Genomic DNA, 18,610 nt, shown 5'->3' on the forward strand with positions numbered 1-18,610 from the left:
TATTGTGGGATTGATTGTCTTGACGGTAGTTACATTCATTAGCAAAATGCGTCAATCTCCAAAAGCAGCGCACTAATACAAATATAGTCAATTTGGTTTAAGAAAAATGGTTTTAAACACCACTTGCAAGATGCCAGATAGGACAGTTTCCTTATTTCTTACAACCGATGCGCCGGCATTTCAATAATGCTTATTTTGAACCGATATTACTATACAACATCCCCATAAAGTCGATTATTCGATGAATCAGTAGGATGACAAAAAGGGATTACATTTTATTTGTAATCCCTTCTTTTATTCTAATCAATCATAGCGTTATCAATTACTCAACACTATTGAAATCTAATTGATATCTACATCTATTTCTTCTTACCTTGCCCTTGCTGTTCAAGGCGGCGTTTGCGTTTCGCACTACCGCGAATTTCAGCAACCTTACCTGGACGATTAGCATAAGGATTCTCATTGGTACGATACATAATCCATACAGGCGATCCCTCAATGCCTAACTGCTCCCGATACATATTGCTCAAGTAACGAGTATAGCTATCCTTTACATATTGCGTACGATTTCCATGAATAATGATCTTCAATGGATTCTTTCCACCTTGATGTGCATAACGCAATTTGGGCGCATAGCCCTTTTCCATAGGAGGTTGATGATTATGCACCGCATATTCTAGAATATTCGACAACTCATTCGTCGTAAATTCACGCATGGCTTGATCAAACACTTCAATCGAACGGCGAATCACTTGTCTTACCCCTTGCCCTTTCAGTGCTGAGATAAAGAAAGGCTCTGTAAAATCGATAAATGCAAAACGACGAGAGAAGTCTTGCTGAATCCAGCTCTTCTCATCTTCTGATAGAGAATCCCACTTATTAACCGCAAGGATTAAGCCTTTACCCGCTTCTAAAACCGCACCCAAAAGGGTCGCGTCTTGATCAGATAATCCTTCTTTTGCATCAAAGACAAAAACAACCACATTCGCCTTTTCAAGTGCCTCTAAACTTTTAAGGACACTAAATTTCTCGATCATATCCGATACACGGCTACGGCGACGCACGCCAGCGGTATCGATTAGGATAAACTCACGATCATAAGCTGTAAAAGGAATTTCGATACTATCTCGTGTTGTTCCCGCCACATCAGAAGCTAATACGCGATCTTCGCCTAGAATTTGATTAATCAGCGTTGATTTACCCGCATTAGGACGACCAAAAACAGCCAAACGAATAATATCATCGTGAATCTCTTCTTTCTCTTCCTTCTCAGGGAAATCGATGACTTGATAAGAACGATTGAGAAGCTCAAATAGTCCCTGATTATGGGATGCCGATACGGCAACAGGTTCACCTAACCCTAGAGAATAATACTCAGCGACAATCACCTCTGGCGCAATGCCTTCTGCCTTATTCACTACAACAACAACAGGCTTCCCCATTCGGCGAAGACGATCGGCAATCTCTTCATCAAATGCCGTAATGCCCGCTCTTCCATCGACAATAAAGTAGATAAGATCCGCTTCTTCAGTGGCAAGCCAAGCTTGTTCTGCAATCATATGATCCATCTGATTGTCATCACCTGACAATCCGCCCGTATCGAGAACACGATAGGGTCTATCTCCTACTCTTCCATCACCATATTGACGATCCCGGGTTAATCCCGGTTGATCTGCCACCAAAGCTTTTCGTGAACGAGTAAGAGAATTAAAAATTGTTGATTTACCAACATTTGGGCGCCCCACGAGCGCAATTAATGGTACTGACATTCTTTCCCTTAAATTGAAACTTTATACAGCGTGCCTGAATAATCTAACAGATAAACACTACCGTTAATTTCTTTAATATCTAACATAAAACCTTTAGAAGATATTTTGGTTGATCCTTGTAATGCACCACTTGCTGCATCTAACACATGAACATAACCATCATAATCTCCCACAACAATTCTGTGGCCTACAATAACAGGCTTTGTGAGATTTCGTCCATAAAGATCATTGTTTGACCAGACTAATGAACCATCTTTTGCATCTAATGCCTCAATGGCGCTATCTCTATTAATTGAGATTACATCTCCATTGACATAAGCAATACCCGCATAAGTCCCTTTTCCTGCCTGCCAAAGTTTACGGCCTTGGTGCGTTAATGCGGTAATACCTGTTTGATATTGCCCCACAAAAATTCGCTCCGGTGTCACAATAATCGCAGCATCCACATCTCGAAGCCCCCCCATAAAGCTACCATTCAGTGGTTTACTTAGGACAACGCTCCAAATCTGTTCTCCTGTCTCACCATTAATCAGCGCTAAGGTTCCCTCATCACTGGCCGCTAAAATATTGTTTCCGATAAAGGTCGGTGCGGCCGCACCTCTCACTGAGAACTCTGAGCTATTGAAGAGATAAGCCCAATCCACTTCACCTGTTTGTAAGGCAAAAGTTTCAACCGCACCAAAGAGCGTACGAACGACTGCAATCTGACCATTACTTACTGGCGATACAGCGGGAACGCCCATAATCTTCTGCTCCCACATAGGCTGACCATTAGAAGCGGAGAACGCTGCTATATGCGCATCCTGTTGCCCGACTAATAGAACCCCTTGACTATAAGTAATACCGGTATGAAGCGCAGGGACTTTACTCTCCCAAACTTTTGCGCCATTACTCATATCAATGGCGGTGACGATACCTTTCTCGCCGGCGACATAGAGGGTATTCACACCATCATCTGCAATTAAGAAACGAAGAGCACTCTCTTTAGCAGTTTTACTTTGAGTTTTCGCTTCCCATACTTTAACCACTAAGTTATTAGGTACAGCACTATTCAACTCAACAGGCTGCGCAAGATTACTTTTTCCCCGTAATCCTCCTGCACATCCTGCAATAATAATTGTAGCGATAATCGTTGTAATGATCTTCTTCATCTTCTTACAGTCCTATTGCCATCAGGCTTATTGTATATTGAGCGAGTTGAATTTTGTGAGCGCATTCTCAGGTACAACATCCGCCTTGAGCGCCTCTTCATAAGAGATTTTTGCATCTTGTGACTTACCCATTGCTAGATAAATATCACCCTCAAGTACCTTTCTCAACCCCAAAAATTCAACTGCTTGAATCTGTTGAAGTGATTGTAAGGCCTCTTCATTTCTATTTTGATCAAATTGCACCAAGGCTAAACGATATTGTATAAGAGAACGAACGCCCTCATCATCAGCGCTTTTCAGTGCATCTTGCAATAATTGTTCCGCACCGGCTAAATTGCCTGCATTATAAGCTTCTTTTGCCACTAAAAGTGCCGAGAATACTTGATAAACACCCTCATTTTGAGCAATCAACTTCTCACCCGTTGCAACATCCACTGGCTTTTGAGTGATTTCTGTTAAAGATTGCTCATAGGTATCAAAGGTTTCATTAAGTTTCTTCACAGAATTGAGTTTAAAATACTCAGCCCCAGCAATAGAGGCGACAACAACGATCACCAAAAGAAGAAGATAGCCCGCGTTACGCTTGAGCCAATCAACGAGGACTTCTGCACGTTGTTCATCTGTTTCATATTGATTTAAAGCCATTGAAATTAACCTTTTACGATAATAAGTTGTTTTGCAAATACGAAATCAAGTCAGAATGAGCAATTGCCTTTTGCTCACCATTTTCTCGAAGATCTTTTAGGATAATAACTCCTTCATCTAGTTCATTATCCCCCATAATTAAAGCATATTTAGCCCCAGAACGATCAGCTTTTTTCATCTGTGACTTCATACTGCCCCCACCAAGATTCGCTAAAATCGTGATAGCAGGCAGTGCCGAACGAATTTCTTCCGTTAAACGTAACCCCTCAAGAGAGGCGCGATCACCTAAGAAAACCGTAGTGACTAATGGTAAATATTCAGGTGCCATCACATCACACGCTTGGCAAAGAAGAATTAATCGCTCCATCCCCATCCCAAAACCTATGGCTGGTGTTGCTCTTCCGCCTAGCTCTTCAACCATTTTATCATAGCGTCCACCACCACAAACGGTACCTTGTGCGCCAAGTTTAGTAGTCGTCCATTCAAATACTGTACGTGTATAGTAATCCATTCCGCGAACAATACGAGGATTCACCACATACTCAATTCCTAGAATATCGAGCTGTTGACAGAGAAGTTCAAAATGCGCTTTTGATTCTGGCTCTAAATAATCAAGTAATTTCGGTGCTTTTGCAATCACTTCATTGAGTTCAGGATTTTTAGAATCTAAAATCCGAAGCGGATTAGTATAGAGACGGCGCTTGCAATCTTCATCTAAAATATCTTGATATTGTTCGAAATAAGCAATCAGCTTCTCCCGATAGACTTTACGACTCTCTGTCGTTCCCATCGAGTTAATCTCTAATTTCACCTCATTTTCAATACCTAAACGTTTCCAAAAACGCGCCAACATTGCGAGCATTTCGGCATCTGCATCAGGTGTTTCAATACCAAATACCTCTACATCGGCTTGATGAAATTGACGATAACGCCCTTTCTGTGGCCGCTCATAACGGAAAGCTGGCCCAATTTGCCAGAGCTTTTGCACTTGATTATAGAAAAGCCCGTGTTGAATGCCGGCACGAACAATACTGGCAGTCATTTCAGGACGAAGTGAAAGGCTAATTTGATCATTTTGATCAGGAAAGGTGTACATCTCTTTTTCAACGATATCGGTCACTTCCCCAATTGAACGGGTAAAAAGACGGGTCTCTTCCATCATAGGGGTACGAATTTCAGTGTAACCATACTCAGAAAAAAGCGTACGAAGATGCCCCTCGATCATTTGCCAATAGCCGATTTCGCTCGGTAGACAATCGTGCATTCCGCGCACTGCATTAATTTTTTGACTCATCTTTCTATTTCCTACTTTTATTTTTATTACTTATTTTATTATTTGCTTATTTATGACTTATTGATACTGTACTGAATTTAGTGAAAATCGAACCGATGCCACCTCATCCGTAAATGGTCTATAATAATACTCCGGAATTGCTTTTCCGTTAACTGTTATTTTATCTATCACCGCAGGGTTTCCTAAATAGATATCATATACCCCATCGCCTTCAAGTTGATATTGCTCGCCCGGCGCCATTACCCGACTGGTCACTACTCGACCATTCATATCGGTAATATCGAGCGTCGTAATATCATCTGCCACAATATTGACTGCTACTTTTTGGGGTAATTGTTGCTGTAATGCTTCAACCCTTTTCTCAGATAACTCAAGATTTTCGATCAATTTCTGTAATTCTAAATTCATCAACTCTATAGTGATCTCACTCACCGCTTCCTCTGCCATTGCCTCCCGTATTGCATCTTCCTGCACTTTAATCGACTCAGCTATCGCCGCTAACTCTGCTTCCGCTCTCTCTAATTGAAATTGCGTGACTAGCTGATCAAGCGCCGGATAGAAACCACTTTCCCGATCGAAAAAAGAGATTTTTTGATTAAATTGCGCTGTGAGTGCTGCCGTAATAGCGGGATCTACTGCGACACCATAATGAACCTTATTGGGCTCACTATAGGGATATAGCAGATGATGATTCGGCGCGATAAATTCACGCCCCACTGATTGCGCACCTAAATTCATCACAGGTAAAGCATTCCCTGAAAGAAGCGCATCATAATGTTGTAGCGATTGCCCTAAGGCGTTAAATCGTCCTGTGCCTGTTTTTTTCCCTTGTCGAGAAACTGCACCTTGTTGACCTCGTTGCTGTTGTGAATCATCCCCTAACTGAGTCTGTAATGGACTAGATATTTCGGACTTTCCCACAGTTGTATCTATACCCTCCCCTTGCCAAGCATTAGCGATAGGATCGACAGCACTATTTAGCTCTTGTTGATACAATTCATCTGCTTTCCTATTGTGTACTTGCTCGCCCTCTACCGAATCAATCAATAAGTTCTCAAAACTCACATTATCTTGATTAGACGGAATTCCATACTCTAGTTCAATAGAGGGGAATCGCTCATTCAGTAGAGAGACATTCTCTTTAGTATCTAAAGCCCGCATCTCTTTAAAGAGCGCCGGAATCATCCCATTTTGATAGAGATAGGCAAAAATAGCGATCAGCGCTAAAACAAAGATCAGATAATATTTGAAATGATTAGAGCGTTTCTTCTCTTCAGCTTCCTGTTTAACTTTCGCTGAATTATGGTGAGTTTGACTTTTAGTATCCACTTTTTCAGTGAGCCGACTCAATTCCGCTTCAAAATTCTCATCTAATAAGCCTAAGAATTTTGCATATTTTCGTAGATAATTTTTAGCATAGAGTAATGCACCAATTTCTTGATAATCCCCCGACTCCATAGCCGCAACTAATGAGGGTCGCAATGATAAAACCCGCGACACTTCTTCGATGCTGAGAGACTTATCTAATCGAGCGTTTTTTAAGACTTCACCCAATTGTTGTGCAATATTGACTCTTTCCTTCACTTACAAATCCTCATCAAATTGTGTTCTAAGCACATATTGATATTTATTAATTTCATCCTGATTTTGCAACGCATTACTAATTTGTAACCCTAACTGCGCACTTTCTCGACTATAACCTTGAAGATCATTAAATCGATCGATCGCTTCCCGGGCTTTTGTATAATATTGTTGCCGGTAAAGTATATCGGCAAAATAGAGATAAGTTAAGGCATAATCTGGATCTAATGTTATGGCCTTTTCTGCAACTTCTTGTCCATTTTGCAAATAATTCTCCCTAATATAACATTTCAATAATGCAGTATATAGTCGAGATTCTATCTTTATTCTATTCTCGACCATTGCGATTGACTTCGCTTCTGATTCAATAGCTTGAGAAATCCCATCACTCCCTGATTTATAACACATCAGCTGACTATAATTCATAACGGCAACATCGTAGTGAGGATTGAGCTTCATCGCTTCTAAAAAATATTCACTCCCTTTTGTCACTCGCCCTTTGCGTTCATAAAGCACTCCTAGCGCATTGTAACCCTCAGAAAAGGTAGGATGCTGCTGTAAAATAGTCTGTAACTTCTCCTCAGCCGCTTCATAGTGCGCCGTATCGATATAGTGCAAACTCAATTCATAATGCTTCTGTTCCGCCTCAGATAGCTCTGCAAGCGTGACCGGTGCTTGGAAATTTTGCGATAGTGAAGCGCACCCTACCATCAATAACAGTAGTAAGCTTCCCACTACTCCGCGTAATAGTTCCCCTCGATATCCCCTTAACATCATCATCCCCCTCTATTTAATTACGGCTATTTGACTATTCAACTCATTCAGTTAAATACTATCGAATGAACTATAGGTGAATAACCGCAACAATGGGAATGAATGCCCGATATTGTCAAAATTTTCATTACAAAAAAACGATTGCAAGACTGTCTTACAATCGCTTTTATGAATGATCTTTTGTTAATGATTTATATATAACGCTTGAGATTTTTTATAAAAAATTGGTTTAAGACAAATGGTTTTCAAACCGCCATTGCGGGATTTTAAAAGAATTTAAAAGAACATAAAACCGTACTCAACAACACTTGCAAGATGCCGGATAGAATAGCTTCCTCACCTCGATCAGCTGATACGCCGGCATTTAAATGCGCTTATTATGAACCGATCTTACTATCGTTACTCACTTTGGCTGCCAAAATACTTCTGAGAGAATGCCATCCGCTCTAGCACCGACTCAGCAGGCTTTCCTGCTTTTTTCAGTTCCGCTAAATGTGCTTCAACAGCTCTAGCTCTCGCGGCTAGCCCGGCATTATTAGCAATTTGGATATTCAATCCCGGGCGTGCGTTAATCTCTAACACTAAAGGCCCTTTCTGCTCATCAAGGACCATATCCACACCAATATAGCCTAGCTGACTCAATTCATAACAACTCGTGGCCAGCTCTAAGAAGCCATCCCAATTGGGTAATAAGACATTACTCACGTGGTTATTTGTATCCGGGTGACGCTGAATAATTTCATTCAGCCACGTTCCCTCTAACGTCTTCCCTGTTTTGAGATCAACGCCCACACCGATCGCCCCTTGATGCAGGTTTGCCTTACCATTGGATTGTCTTGTGGGTAATCTGAGCATCGCCATTACGGGATACCCCATCAATACAATCACCCGAATATCCGGCACACCTTCATAGCTGATACTACTGAATATCGGATCAGAATTGACCTTATACTCAATCAAAGCACGATCTCGAGATCCCCCTAAAGAGTAGAGTCCTGTCAGGGTACTTGAGATCTGATACTCAATCTCATCAAGGGTTACTAAACGCCCTGAAACGGTTTTGTAACGGCGATCATCAAATTTATCACCAATCACTAAAATCCCATCACCGCCGGCACCCTGCGCCGGCTTAATGACAAATTGTGTATGCCCTTTGAGAATCTTGGGAAGATCCTTAATATCTCGTTCGGTTTCAATAATGCCATACATCTCCGGCACATTAATACCGGCGGCAATCGCCCGCTCTTTCGTGATGATCTTATCATCCACATAAGGGTAAAATTTACGGTTGTTGTATTTGAGGACAAAATCGCCATTACGCTCATTAATCCCCATTACTCCCCGTTTGCGTAGCGCTCGCCACCGTTTAATCATCGTAAACATTGGCTTATTTCTCCTCTTTGAGCATCGCTTTAAATCGTTTGAGTTCTGTTAAACGATAACCACGATAACGGCCCATCATCAGCATAAATGCCGCAAGAATGAGTAGAATTCCCGGGAATGTAAAGACAAAGTAGACAAACTCCGGAATATCCATCAAGAGATAAGCTAGTGATGCCGCGACCAATGTCCCAATACTAATTTTAAGGACATTACCGGCCCCGCGCTCTTCCCAAGTAATCGACAGGCGTTCAATCGTCATCGTTAAAATCACCATTGGGAATAGACCAATCGCTAATCCTTGAGAGAAGCCCATCTTATTACTAAAGATACTTAATGTGGCAATCATTAGAATCACAAAGGTCAATACAACCGATAATCGCGAGAGCATCTGCAATTTAAGATGTTCAAGATAAGAGCGCACCAAAAGCCCCATCGCGATAATAATTGAGAAGAAGATAATCCCAAAGCCCAATCCTGTTTCCCTAAAGGCAAGCGCAATCAGTACCGGTGTAAAGGTACCAAGCGTCTGAATCCCGACGACGTTACGCACTAATAGAATGACCAACACCCCAAAAGGAATCATCATCATTAATTCATAACCAAACTGGGCCGAAATAGGCAAACTATAGAGTGAATAGGCTAAGAAATCTGAACTTTCGGCATTATTCGCTTGCGCGAGGCTAATAGCAGTTAATTCTTTATCCGTAATACTAAATGAGACTTTAGCTTTAGAACCATTCGTGACTTCTAATAGCGGATTATCTCCAATCCACCAAATCATCGTATTTTTAGGTAGCCCAATCGCCCCATTTTCAAGATTGAAATAGTACCATTTACCAGTTGTTACATTCTTATTGGTCTCTTTATCTTTACTCGAGGTTTCGATATAGCTTCGAAGCCAAATTTCAGGCTGTTGATTGACACTCGGTTTCAGCTCAATGGTATTCACGCGTTGCACAGGAATATGTGCTTGAGACAAGAGAAGCTCCACAACAGCATAACGATTTTTGATCGAATCATCGCCTTTGAGCAGTAGCTTGGCATTACTATTATCCGGATCATTCACCCGTTGAATCGCTTCACTAATAAAGCTCATTGTATTGGATGATGTCGCTCGAATATCTTTCACTAAAGCATCAGCTGCTAATTGCTCAGCACCATCTATCGCAATAGGTTCCCGATAAATCGGCCCTTTTTTCGCCTCAGTTTTATCGCTTCCACCAAAATTAGGTGAGAGCGCTAAACGATAGTAAATAGTCTCTTGTCCTTTGGTACGGCGAACTGAGTAATGGGCTACTTTATTCCCATACTCATCGGTTTCAAAGGTTTGTCCATACTGTTTATCTGCAATCAGCGACTCACTATAAGGACTATATTGATTATAGTCTGTCGGCAGATAAAACTGCACAGAGACAGCACTTTCACGAGGCACGTCATAAGTGATTTTGGCATCGATCGTCCAGAGATTTTCCACCTCACGATCGGTAAAAGGAATCTGCAAAACATAACGCTCATAAACAATCGAGCCGATCCCGATAGCTAATAGCAGAAATATTAAAACTTTTAAATGTAAATTAACGGAACGCACGAGCTACTTTCCTTGTATGGTAATGTGGATCTATTTGCATTGAGGTAGTGCGATATAGAGTGACATAATCACAACGTCAACTCTGTAAAGCACATAAGCATTAATGCAATGTCTGACTTATACATATTACGTATTTAAATTGCATATTTAAATTACGTATCAATTAATATTAATTATTGAGTAAAATGATTGAATAAATAAGCGTATTTATTGGTTACAAGCAGGATCTGCAGTATATTCTCTGCCAGCATCCACGAGCGCTTTATATTGCCGTAATGCTTTAGCACCTAATAGTAACGGATAGTTAAAATGATCCCGATTCGTCAAATTCACGTCGATCGTCTTCCACTGCCCGGCAAGACAGACTTTCATCTTCACAACCGGACGCTTAGACGCGACGATATCATCCTGATCTTCGCCCTCTTCTACCCGAGGTTTAATTTTGGAAATTTTCTCTAAAGGTAATTCAAGCGTTGCTAAGCGCACATCATCAATGACCGGCGTAAAGCGCACCCAATCATCATCCCCTTTTTTAAAATACTCGATATCTGAAGCATTGAGTGATGCCGTATAAGCACCGGTATCAAGCTTTGCTTTAATTTGAGTATCTCCTAACTCATCAATAGTAACGTGTTCATAACGTCCTAAAATAGGTTGATCTTCTTGACTCATTTTGGCTGATTTTCCGTAACTCATCATTGGCAGTAATGACAATATTATTGCGCCTACTAGCAGTAACTGTTTGCAAAGCGCTAATTTTGATAATCTGTTATTCGATAATCTATTATGTCTGTCCATATTCTCGTTTATGTCTTATCAGATACTGCATTCACAGTATTTTATTTCATTATTAATCATCACGCTTAGAATAATCTGTGTCATACAGTATCAAAGAATCGTGATCATTACCGATAGAATCTCTTTATTAAACTCACCGTTTCTGTTTACTTCTTTTTCATATTCAGATTGATATTCAGTTTTTTCACTGATTGTCACACCTTTGTCATCCTAATATGTTATTGACTTTATATCAGCGTGACATTTTATCACACTTATAAATGTCCACAAAAAGATCAATCATTCAAATGATTAACAAGATTCAGATAAGCGATTAACCCTTTGATACGTTCAAAAACCGATTCTATTACCGCTTTTTTCTAAGAAAAAATAGAGAACTCCCCGATCAAGATAAAAAATAGGTATAATTAGCCCTTTAGTTTTAGACCTAACATTAGATCTAACACTCTATTCTAATAAATATTCCAATAACGAATAAGGACTCTTCTATGTCTATCGATATCGCTATTGAAGCAGATATGCAAGCGCATCAAAAAGCGCTCCCTACTATTATCGCTCAAGATATTAATGCTTCGGCCTCCCAAGTCGAATCCGCCATTAAACTCCTAGATGAGGGCGCAACGGTTCCGTTTATTGCCCGTTACCGAAAAGAAGCCACCGGCGGCCTCGATGATACGCAGCTTAGACTGCTAGAAGAGCGATTGAGCTATCTTCGGGAACTCAATGAGCGCCGCATCACCATTCTCAAATCGATTGCCGAGCAAGAGAAGCTCACAGATGCATTACGCGCCCAAATTAATGGGGTAACTACTAAAACAGAATTAGAGGATCTCTACCTTCCTTACCGCCCTAAACGCCGGACGCGGGCGCAAATCGCCATAGAGGCAGGAATCGAACCATTAGCCGATCTCCTCTTTGTAGATCAGCCTATAGACAATATTGAAGCGTTAGCCACTCAATATCTCAACCCTGAGATGCAATTTAATGAAGTGAAAGAGGTGCTTGACGGTGCGCGCTTTATTCTCATTGAGCGGATCTCTGAAAATGCGCTACTCCTTGGTAAACTCCGACAATATCTCTGGGATTTTGCTGAGATCCATTCGACCGTACAAGAGGGGAAAGAGGAAGCCGGTAGTAACTATAAGGATTACTTCCAATTCCAAGAGAAAATTCACAAAATCCCTTCACATAGAGCGCTCGCGCTCCTTCGTGGTCGTAATGAAGATATTCTCAGCCTTGAATTGAAACTCCCTGAAGAGCTCCTTGATGCGCCCCTTGAGATGATTCGTAGTACTTTGGGATTGAATAACCCTCACGATTGGCTCAAAGATACTATCCGTCTTAGTTGGCGTGCAAAACTCAATCTTTCCCTCTCATTAGAGCTCATCAATCAACTCAAAGAAGCGGCGGAAACAGAAGCGATTAAGGTCTTTGCTCGTAATCTTAAAGATCTCCTCCTCGCCTCACCGGCCGGCGAAAAAACCATTCTCGGTATCGATCCCGGCATTCGTACCGGTTGTAAAATTGCGGTTGTGGATCGTACTGGTAAATTGCTCGATACTACGACGATCTATCCTCACCAACCTCGAAATGAGTGGGATAAATCGCTCCATACCTTGGCACAATTAGTAGATAAATATCAACCTGAATTGGTCTCTATCGGCAATGGTACTGCTTCTCGAGAAACAGATAAATTAGTGGCAGATCTTTGCAAACAATATCCTAAGCTCAATCGTGTTGTCACGAGTGAAGCGGGCGCTTCCGTCTACTCCGCTTCAGCTTTAGCGGCGAAAGAGTTTCCTGAATTAGATGTCTCCCTTCGTGGCGCAGTATCGATTGCACGCCGTCTTCAAGATCCCCTTGCTGAACTCGTTAAAATTGAACCTAAAGCCATTGGTGTGGGTCAATATCAGCACGATGTCAATCAAGTGCAACTCGGTAAAATGCTTGAAGCTGTGGTTGAGGATTGTGTGAATGCTGTCGGAGTTGATGCGAATACCGCCTCAAGTGCACTCCTTGCTCAAGTTTCTGGCCTTAATGCCACAACGGCACAAAATATCGTGGATTATCGGGATGAAAATGGGGCTTTTGCGAACCGTAATGCGCTCAAAAAAGTGCCTCGTTTAGGACCTAAGACCTTTGAACAAGCGGCTGGATTCCTACGCATTCGCGGCGATAACCCTCTTGATATCTCGGCAGTGCATCCTGAAGCTTATCCTGTGGTGGAACGGATTTTACAAAAAACAGGGAAGCCTCTCTCTGAGATTATGGGCAATAGTGCTTTTATCAAAACGCTTAAACCGCAAGATTATACCTGTGAGCAATTCGGTATCCCGACCGTTAAAGATATCTTAGATGAGCTCGAGAAACCGGGTCGTGATCCTCGCCCTGAATTTATTACTGCCACCTTTAGAGAAGATGTGGCTGAGATTGAAGATCTCAAACCGGGGATGCAGTTAGAGGGCGTTGTGACCAATGTGGCAAACTTCGGTGCTTTCGTAGATATCGGCGTTCATCAAGACGGTTTAGTGCATATTAGTGCCCTAGCCGATCGCTTTGTGAAAGATCCTTATGAAGTCGTTAAAGTTGGCGATATCGTGAAAGTGAAAGTATTAGAAGTGGATGTGCCTCGCCGACGAATTGCCCTGACAATGCGGATGAATGATGCGGTTGGGGAGAGCGCCACAGGCGGCAATAAAGGCTTTGCCCCGGCATCACAAAAGCAGAAGCGCTCAATGAATCAAACACAAAACAGTGCGCCGAGCAATAATCCATTTGCCGATGCTTTGAAAGGCTTGAAAAAGTAAGCGATGTTTGACTAAAGTTCAATCTGGGCTCGATTCAAGTTCAATGAGGATTTGAGTCGAGCCACAAATCTAAGTAGAACAATATAGTAAGATCGGTTCAAAATAAGCATTATTGAAATGCCGGGGCAATCGTGCAGTAGTGAAAATGCAAGCCTCATCGATGATAACGCTTGCTTAACCGCCTTTACTTTGCACGCTGCGCCTTAACGCTCTATGATAATGGGATCTTATTCACAAGAATATCGTGAAATATTGTAAAATGACCAACATTGCTGCGCTATAATAGATCCTGATTAAGAGGATAAGTGTTCCATTCAACCTATTCATTGACCGAGAGGAATGATATGACCCGTAAATTTCGTACGCTCACATTGGGATTACTCCTGTGCATTGCAGGATGCTCTCAACCGCATTCGCCTGAAGAGAGTGTACAGCGATTTTATGAGTCTTTGGCGAACCCGAACTACCCTGAGTTAATCTCGCTCTTTAATCTGAATGATATCAATGGGGAAACGCGCTCTGATGCAATTTTTTATGAGATCTTAACACTGATTTTTGAAGATTTAGCCCTCAACATTAATGCAAAAGGCGGTATTGAAAAAATTGACTTTCAAAATACCACCTTCAATCAAGATAAAACGGCCGCAACGGTTGACTATACTCTCTTCTTTCGTAATGGCACCACACAAAGTGATCAGCTTGCCCTCCTCAAAGATCATACCGGCTATTGGCAATTACAATTAGCGCCGGCAAAAAGCACAGATTAATGTGCGATATTGCCGACCTCTCCATCATTCAGAACCTGATTAGCGGTAAATCTGGCTCTCATTCGCGCGAAACTCTTCCGATTTCTCCTGCATTCCGGCGATAATTTTCTGCGCTTCCCCTAATTGTGCTGCCCCTGATTGCGCTTGTGCTACCGTTCGAATATCTTGCGAGATTCGCATTGAACAGAATTTAGGGCCACACATCGAACAGAAATGGGCTACTTTTGCCCCTTCTTGTGGTAAGGTTTCATCGTGATAATCCCGCGCTAATTCTGGATCTAGCCCAAGATTAAATTGATCTAACCACCGAAATTCAAATCGCGCTTTTGAGAGTGCATCATCCCGTTTTTGCGCATTGGGATGCCCTTTTGCAAGATCTGCTGCGTGCGCGGCTAATTTATAAGTAACCACGCCGGTGCGGACATCTTCCCGGTTGGGCAATCCTAAATGCTCCTTCGGCGTTACATAACAGAGCATTGCCGTACCATACCAAGCGATCTGTGCTGCACCAATGGCCGAGGTGATATGATCATATCCCGGGGCGATATCAGTTGTCAGTGGTCCAAGTGTATAGAAAGGTGCATCGTGACAATATTGCTCCTGCATCTCCATATTCTCTTTGATCTTATTCATTGGCACGTGCCCGGGACCTTCGATCATCGTCTGGACATCATACTCCCAGGCAATCGTGGTTAATTCCCCTAAGGTCTTGAGTTCAGCAAATTGCGCTTCATCATTGGCATCGGCAATCGACCCTGGTCGCAAGCCATCCCCCAACGAGAAAGCGATATCATACTGCTGCATAATCTCGCAAATTTCTCGAAAATGGGTATAGATGAAATTCTCTTTGTGATGCGCTAAACACCACTGTGCCATAATAGAACCTCCTCGAGAGACAATCCCCGTTACTCGATTCGCCGTTAGCGGAATGTAGCGCAGTAAAACACCGGCGTGAATTGTGAAGTAATCCACGCCCTGCTCTGCTTGCTCAATTAAGGTATCGCGAAACACTTCCCACGTCAGATCTTCGGCAATTCCATTGACCTTTTCAAGAGCTTGGTAAATGGGGACAGTGCCGATCGGTACGGCAGAGTTACGGATAATCCATTCCCGTGTTTTATGGATATCTTTCCCAGTTGAGAGATCCATCACATTATCCGCCCCCCAACGAGTAGCCCACGTCATCTTCTCCACTTCCTCTTCGATATTAGAAGTGATCGCCGAGTTCCCGATATTGGCATTAATCTTCACCTGGAAATTTTTACCAATAATCATCGGCTCGGCTTCAGGATGATTAATATTCGAGGGGATAATCGCTCGGCCGGCCGCTACTTCATCCCGTACAAACGCCGGTGTCATTCCCTCACGAATCGCGATAAACTCCATCTCCGGCGTAATCATCCCTTTACGAGCATAATGCATCTGCGTCACATTCATCCCCGGCTTTGCCCGAAGCGGTTGTCGTTTTAATCCCGGGAAAGCGCCCTCTTGAATACGAGGATCATCTTCCCGCTTATAGCCATCATCTCGCGCACTTTTGATGCGTCCCTCATACGTCTCCACATCGCCACGTTCTATAACCCAAGCTCTTTTAAGTGCCGGAAGCCCTTTCGTCAGATCCACTTGGTAATCTTGATCTGAATAAGGGCCACTCGTGTCATAGACTAAAAATGGGGGATTTTTCTCAATCACTTCTCCTTTGGATCCTAAAGTATCTGAGAGGGTAATCTCGCGAAAGGGTACTCGGATATCCGGCCTAGAACCCTCAATATAGACCTTTCGGCTATTGGGAAATGGCTGTTGAAATGATTGTTCGGGTTGAAATGTATCTGCCATCAAACTGCTCCTATTATAGTAAAAGAAAACAAGATTTGGGCTAGCAAGCGTCTATTGCAGGGATAATAATGGGATGTTTCACGTAAAACGTCTCTATGGTCAATAGAAACGCATATTACGATCTGATCACGTTACGAATCGATCTTTATTGATTGATCATTGCTTTGAAATAATGATTCAACAGAACCAAAATAGAATAGATACTCATTATATCGCCTTACTTTCCTACGCTGGTATTAGCCAGATCAGGTCCAAAGGGTTTAAGCACAATGCTAATCTCAGCTCGATTTGAGCTCCCCTAGTGTGAATAAAGAGAGAAGATTCGATTAAAATCGCTTTTCAATGAGTTGTTAATAGATCATTATTCATCGATTTTCAACCGCTCTTCACTTGCATTTGAATGTAGCCTGTTTTCCTTGAGAAAGCAAAAGTTCTTCCCGTTTCCACGTAATATCTTGCCTCCGAAATAGGTAACATATTCATATCATTAGGATTATTATCTTATCTTCCCTTTGTGGTTCTTCTATTTACCCCCCCCCTTATTCGCGATCCTTATTCAAGCTTGTTACAATGCTATTCTCTCTTTTGAACTGTTGATGAGTAATGCCTATGACTCGAATTAATATCATTCCTCCTGAAGAACTGTGTGATCAACATCTCCTAGCCGAACATCGGGAATTGACCCGTATTCCCAATGATATTGCGAAACGGCAAGGCAAAGTCCCGCTCTCAAACGCGCCGGGTTACCATTTAGGAACAGGGCACGTGACCTTTTTCCGGGATAAATTACGTTTTTTAAAAGATCGTTATGACGCACTGCATCAAGAATGTCTGAAAAGAGGATTTAATGTGCTCTATAAATGGCCGGATGAGGTGGCAGAATATCTTCATCTCTGGAATGATTATAAAGTCACCGCCCAAGATCGAGCGATCAATATGGCGCGCATTATCGAAAGAATGCCGGAAAAACCCCGTTATACACCGCATCAAACGGATAGATCTGCAATAGATACCTCAGAGGTTGAGGAATAGAGGAATAGAGGAATAAAAAAAATGAGATCGATCGCTCTATCTAAGACACTCGTACAAGATCTTAATGGCTTTAGCAAACAGATTCTGATCAAAAAATCACAGCCAATGCTAGAAGCGCCCTATAGAAAGGCGTACACTATTTGCTCATAAGATAAAACAGCGACCTTTTCATCATTCTCAACGATAGGATCTCTATGCGAAATACGCTTCTTCTTGGCATCTTCTTTGTAGTGCTCTCTCAAGTGGCTTTTGCGCTAATGGATAGCTCTATCAAATGGTTAAGTAACGATATCTCGACCGCAACGATTATCTTCTTTCGAAACCTCATCACCCTAATGTGGGTTCTGCCGGCATTCTATCTCTCCGGCGAAATGCGCCACTCAATTGCAAGGCTTCCGCTACACGCCATTCGCTCGCTCTCAGGGCAGATCGGGATGATCCTCATCTTTGTCTCACTAAAAGTATTACCGCTTTCAGATGCCACAGTGCTCCGCTCCCTCACTCCGCTCTTCGTTCCTATTTTGGCGTTTATCTGGCTCAAAGAGAAGCTCAGTTGGGTGCTAATTCCGAGCTTCCTCCTCGCTCTAGCCGGCGTTTGGATGTTAGCCGATGTAGATAAGCCCCATTTCTCTCTCCTCTCTCTACTGCCTATTGTTGCCGGTATCTTTGTGGCAATGGCAATGGTGGCGATTAAGCGGGTCAGTAAAGTGGCAAAAGGTGCAGAGATTGTCTTCTACTTCTCTCTCACCGGCATTATCTCGGCGCTCGGTTTAGCGCTCTTTACTGAATTTACCCTCCCCACATCACCGGCGATTTGGGGGATTGTAGTCTTAATGGGAATCTTTGGCTCCCTTGGTCAAGTGTGGGTTACGAAAGCAAACTCCTTGACAGATGCGTCAATCTTAGCGCCTTTCTACTATCTCAATGCCGTTTTTGGTGCGCTCATCTCCCACTTTTTTTGGAATGAAACACTCGGATTCTGGGGCTGGCTCGGCGCCACTTTAGTGATATTGGGCGGATTATTACTCGTCATCACTCAACAGAGACGATCAAAACAATCGCTTTAAACCCATAGCGACAATCAATAGAGAAAATAGATATCAAAAACCAGATATAGAATGAATAATTATTCAAAAAGTAAACACTCATTTTATTATTCACTGATTTTGCAATATGATAGCGCCT

The 18,610-nt window shown here is 42.3% G+C and carries 15 protein-coding genes and 1 riboswitch (1 of these 16 only partly in view); of the genes, 5 read left to right on the plus strand and 10 right to left on the minus strand.

What is annotated here, in order from left to right; translation table 11 throughout:
* Nucleotides 1-76: the 3' portion of a DUF808 domain-containing protein gene (locus DC083_RS04005; RefSeq protein ID WP_109188978.1), read on the plus strand. The gene continues 851 nt to the left of window position 1, outside the view; only the last 76 of its 927 coding nucleotides appear in the window; its start codon lies off the left edge, out of view; its stop codon occupies nt 74-76.
* Nucleotides 77-359: 283 nt separating this feature from the next.
* On the opposite strand, the gene der is transcribed toward DC083_RS04005, so the two are convergent.
* The 9 genes from der to DC083_RS04050 form a co-directional block, all read right to left on the minus strand.
* Nucleotides 360-1,769 carry a ribosome biogenesis GTPase Der gene (gene der, locus DC083_RS04010; RefSeq protein WP_109188979.1) on the minus strand — a complete coding sequence of 470 codons (1,410 nt, stop codon included), beginning with the start codon at nt 1,767-1,769 and terminating at the stop codon, nt 360-362.
* Between the two features lie 8 nt (nt 1,770-1,777).
* Nucleotides 1,778-2,920, minus strand: coding sequence for an outer membrane protein assembly factor BamB family protein (locus tag DC083_RS04015; protein WP_109188980.1), 1,143 nt, complete (start codon nt 2,918-2,920; stop codon nt 1,778-1,780).
* 27 nt (nt 2,921-2,947) lie between these two features.
* The gene (locus tag DC083_RS04020) at nt 2,948-3,565 is read right to left on the minus strand and encodes a YfgM family protein (RefSeq protein WP_109188981.1); all 618 of its coding nucleotides are present in this window, start codon (nt 3,563-3,565) and stop codon (nt 2,948-2,950) included.
* 13 nt (nt 3,566-3,578) lie between these two features.
* A complete protein-coding gene (gene hisS, locus DC083_RS04025) occupies nt 3,579-4,859 on the minus strand; it encodes a histidine--tRNA ligase (RefSeq protein WP_109188982.1) in 1,281 nt (426 codons plus the stop codon).
* Between the two features lie 57 nt (nt 4,860-4,916).
* On the minus strand, nt 4,917-6,443 hold the full coding sequence (locus tag DC083_RS04030) for a helix-turn-helix domain-containing protein (RefSeq protein WP_109188983.1): 1,527 nt from the start codon (nt 6,441-6,443) through the stop codon (nt 4,917-4,919).
* Nucleotides 6,444-7,217, minus strand: coding sequence for a tetratricopeptide repeat protein (locus DC083_RS04035; protein WP_189364575.1), 774 nt, complete (start codon nt 7,215-7,217; stop codon nt 6,444-6,446). It lies immediately after the preceding gene.
* Nucleotides 7,218-7,613: 396 nt separating this feature from the next.
* The gene (locus tag DC083_RS04040) at nt 7,614-8,597 is read right to left on the minus strand and encodes an alpha-L-glutamate ligase-like protein (RefSeq protein ID WP_109188985.1); all 984 of its coding nucleotides are present in this window, start codon (nt 8,595-8,597) and stop codon (nt 7,614-7,616) included.
* A gap of 4 nt (nt 8,598-8,601) precedes the next feature.
* Entirely contained in the window at nt 8,602-10,185 is a 1,584-nt protein-coding gene (locus DC083_RS04045; protein ID WP_109188986.1) for a UUP1 family membrane protein, read from the minus strand.
* Nucleotides 10,186-10,392: 207 nt separating this feature from the next.
* Nucleotides 10,393-10,983, minus strand: coding sequence for an ATP-dependent zinc protease family protein (locus DC083_RS04050; protein WP_109188987.1), 591 nt, complete (start codon nt 10,981-10,983; stop codon nt 10,393-10,395).
* Between the two features lie 518 nt (nt 10,984-11,501).
* Between DC083_RS04050 and DC083_RS04055 the strand changes: the two genes are divergently transcribed.
* Nucleotides 11,502-13,790: a Tex family protein gene (locus DC083_RS04055; protein WP_109189274.1), complete on the plus strand. Its 2,289-nt coding sequence runs from the start codon at nt 11,502-11,504 to the stop codon at nt 13,788-13,790.
* A gap of 344 nt (nt 13,791-14,134) precedes the next feature.
* The gene (locus tag DC083_RS04060; protein WP_109188988.1) at nt 14,135-14,557 is read left to right on the plus strand and encodes a DUF4878 domain-containing protein; all 423 of its coding nucleotides are present in this window, start codon (nt 14,135-14,137) and stop codon (nt 14,555-14,557) included.
* A 39-nt stretch (nt 14,558-14,596) separates the two neighbouring features.
* On the opposite strand, the gene thiC is transcribed toward DC083_RS04060, so the two are convergent.
* Entirely contained in the window at nt 14,597-16,393 is a 1,797-nt protein-coding gene (thiC, locus tag DC083_RS04065) for a phosphomethylpyrimidine synthase ThiC (protein WP_109188989.1), read from the minus strand.
* A gap of 205 nt (nt 16,394-16,598) precedes the next feature.
* Nucleotides 16,599-16,703: riboswitch (TPP riboswitch) on the minus strand.
* A gap of 299 nt (nt 16,704-17,002) precedes the next feature.
* Between thiC and DC083_RS04070 the strand changes: the two genes are divergently transcribed.
* Both DC083_RS04070 and DC083_RS04075 read left to right on the plus strand, forming a co-directional pair.
* Entirely contained in the window at nt 17,003-17,425 is a 423-nt protein-coding gene (locus DC083_RS04070; RefSeq protein ID WP_109188990.1) for a pyrimidine dimer DNA glycosylase/endonuclease V, read from the plus strand.
* 194 nt (nt 17,426-17,619) lie between these two features.
* The gene (locus DC083_RS04075) at nt 17,620-18,492 is read left to right on the plus strand and encodes a DMT family transporter (protein WP_109188991.1); all 873 of its coding nucleotides are present in this window, start codon (nt 17,620-17,622) and stop codon (nt 18,490-18,492) included.
* Nucleotides 18,493-18,610: the final 118 nt, after the last annotated feature.

The sequence above is a fragment of the Ignatzschineria ureiclastica genome, from assembly GCF_003121845.1.
Classification (GTDB): Bacteria; Pseudomonadota; Gammaproteobacteria; order Cardiobacteriales; family Wohlfahrtiimonadaceae; genus Ignatzschineria; species Ignatzschineria ureiclastica.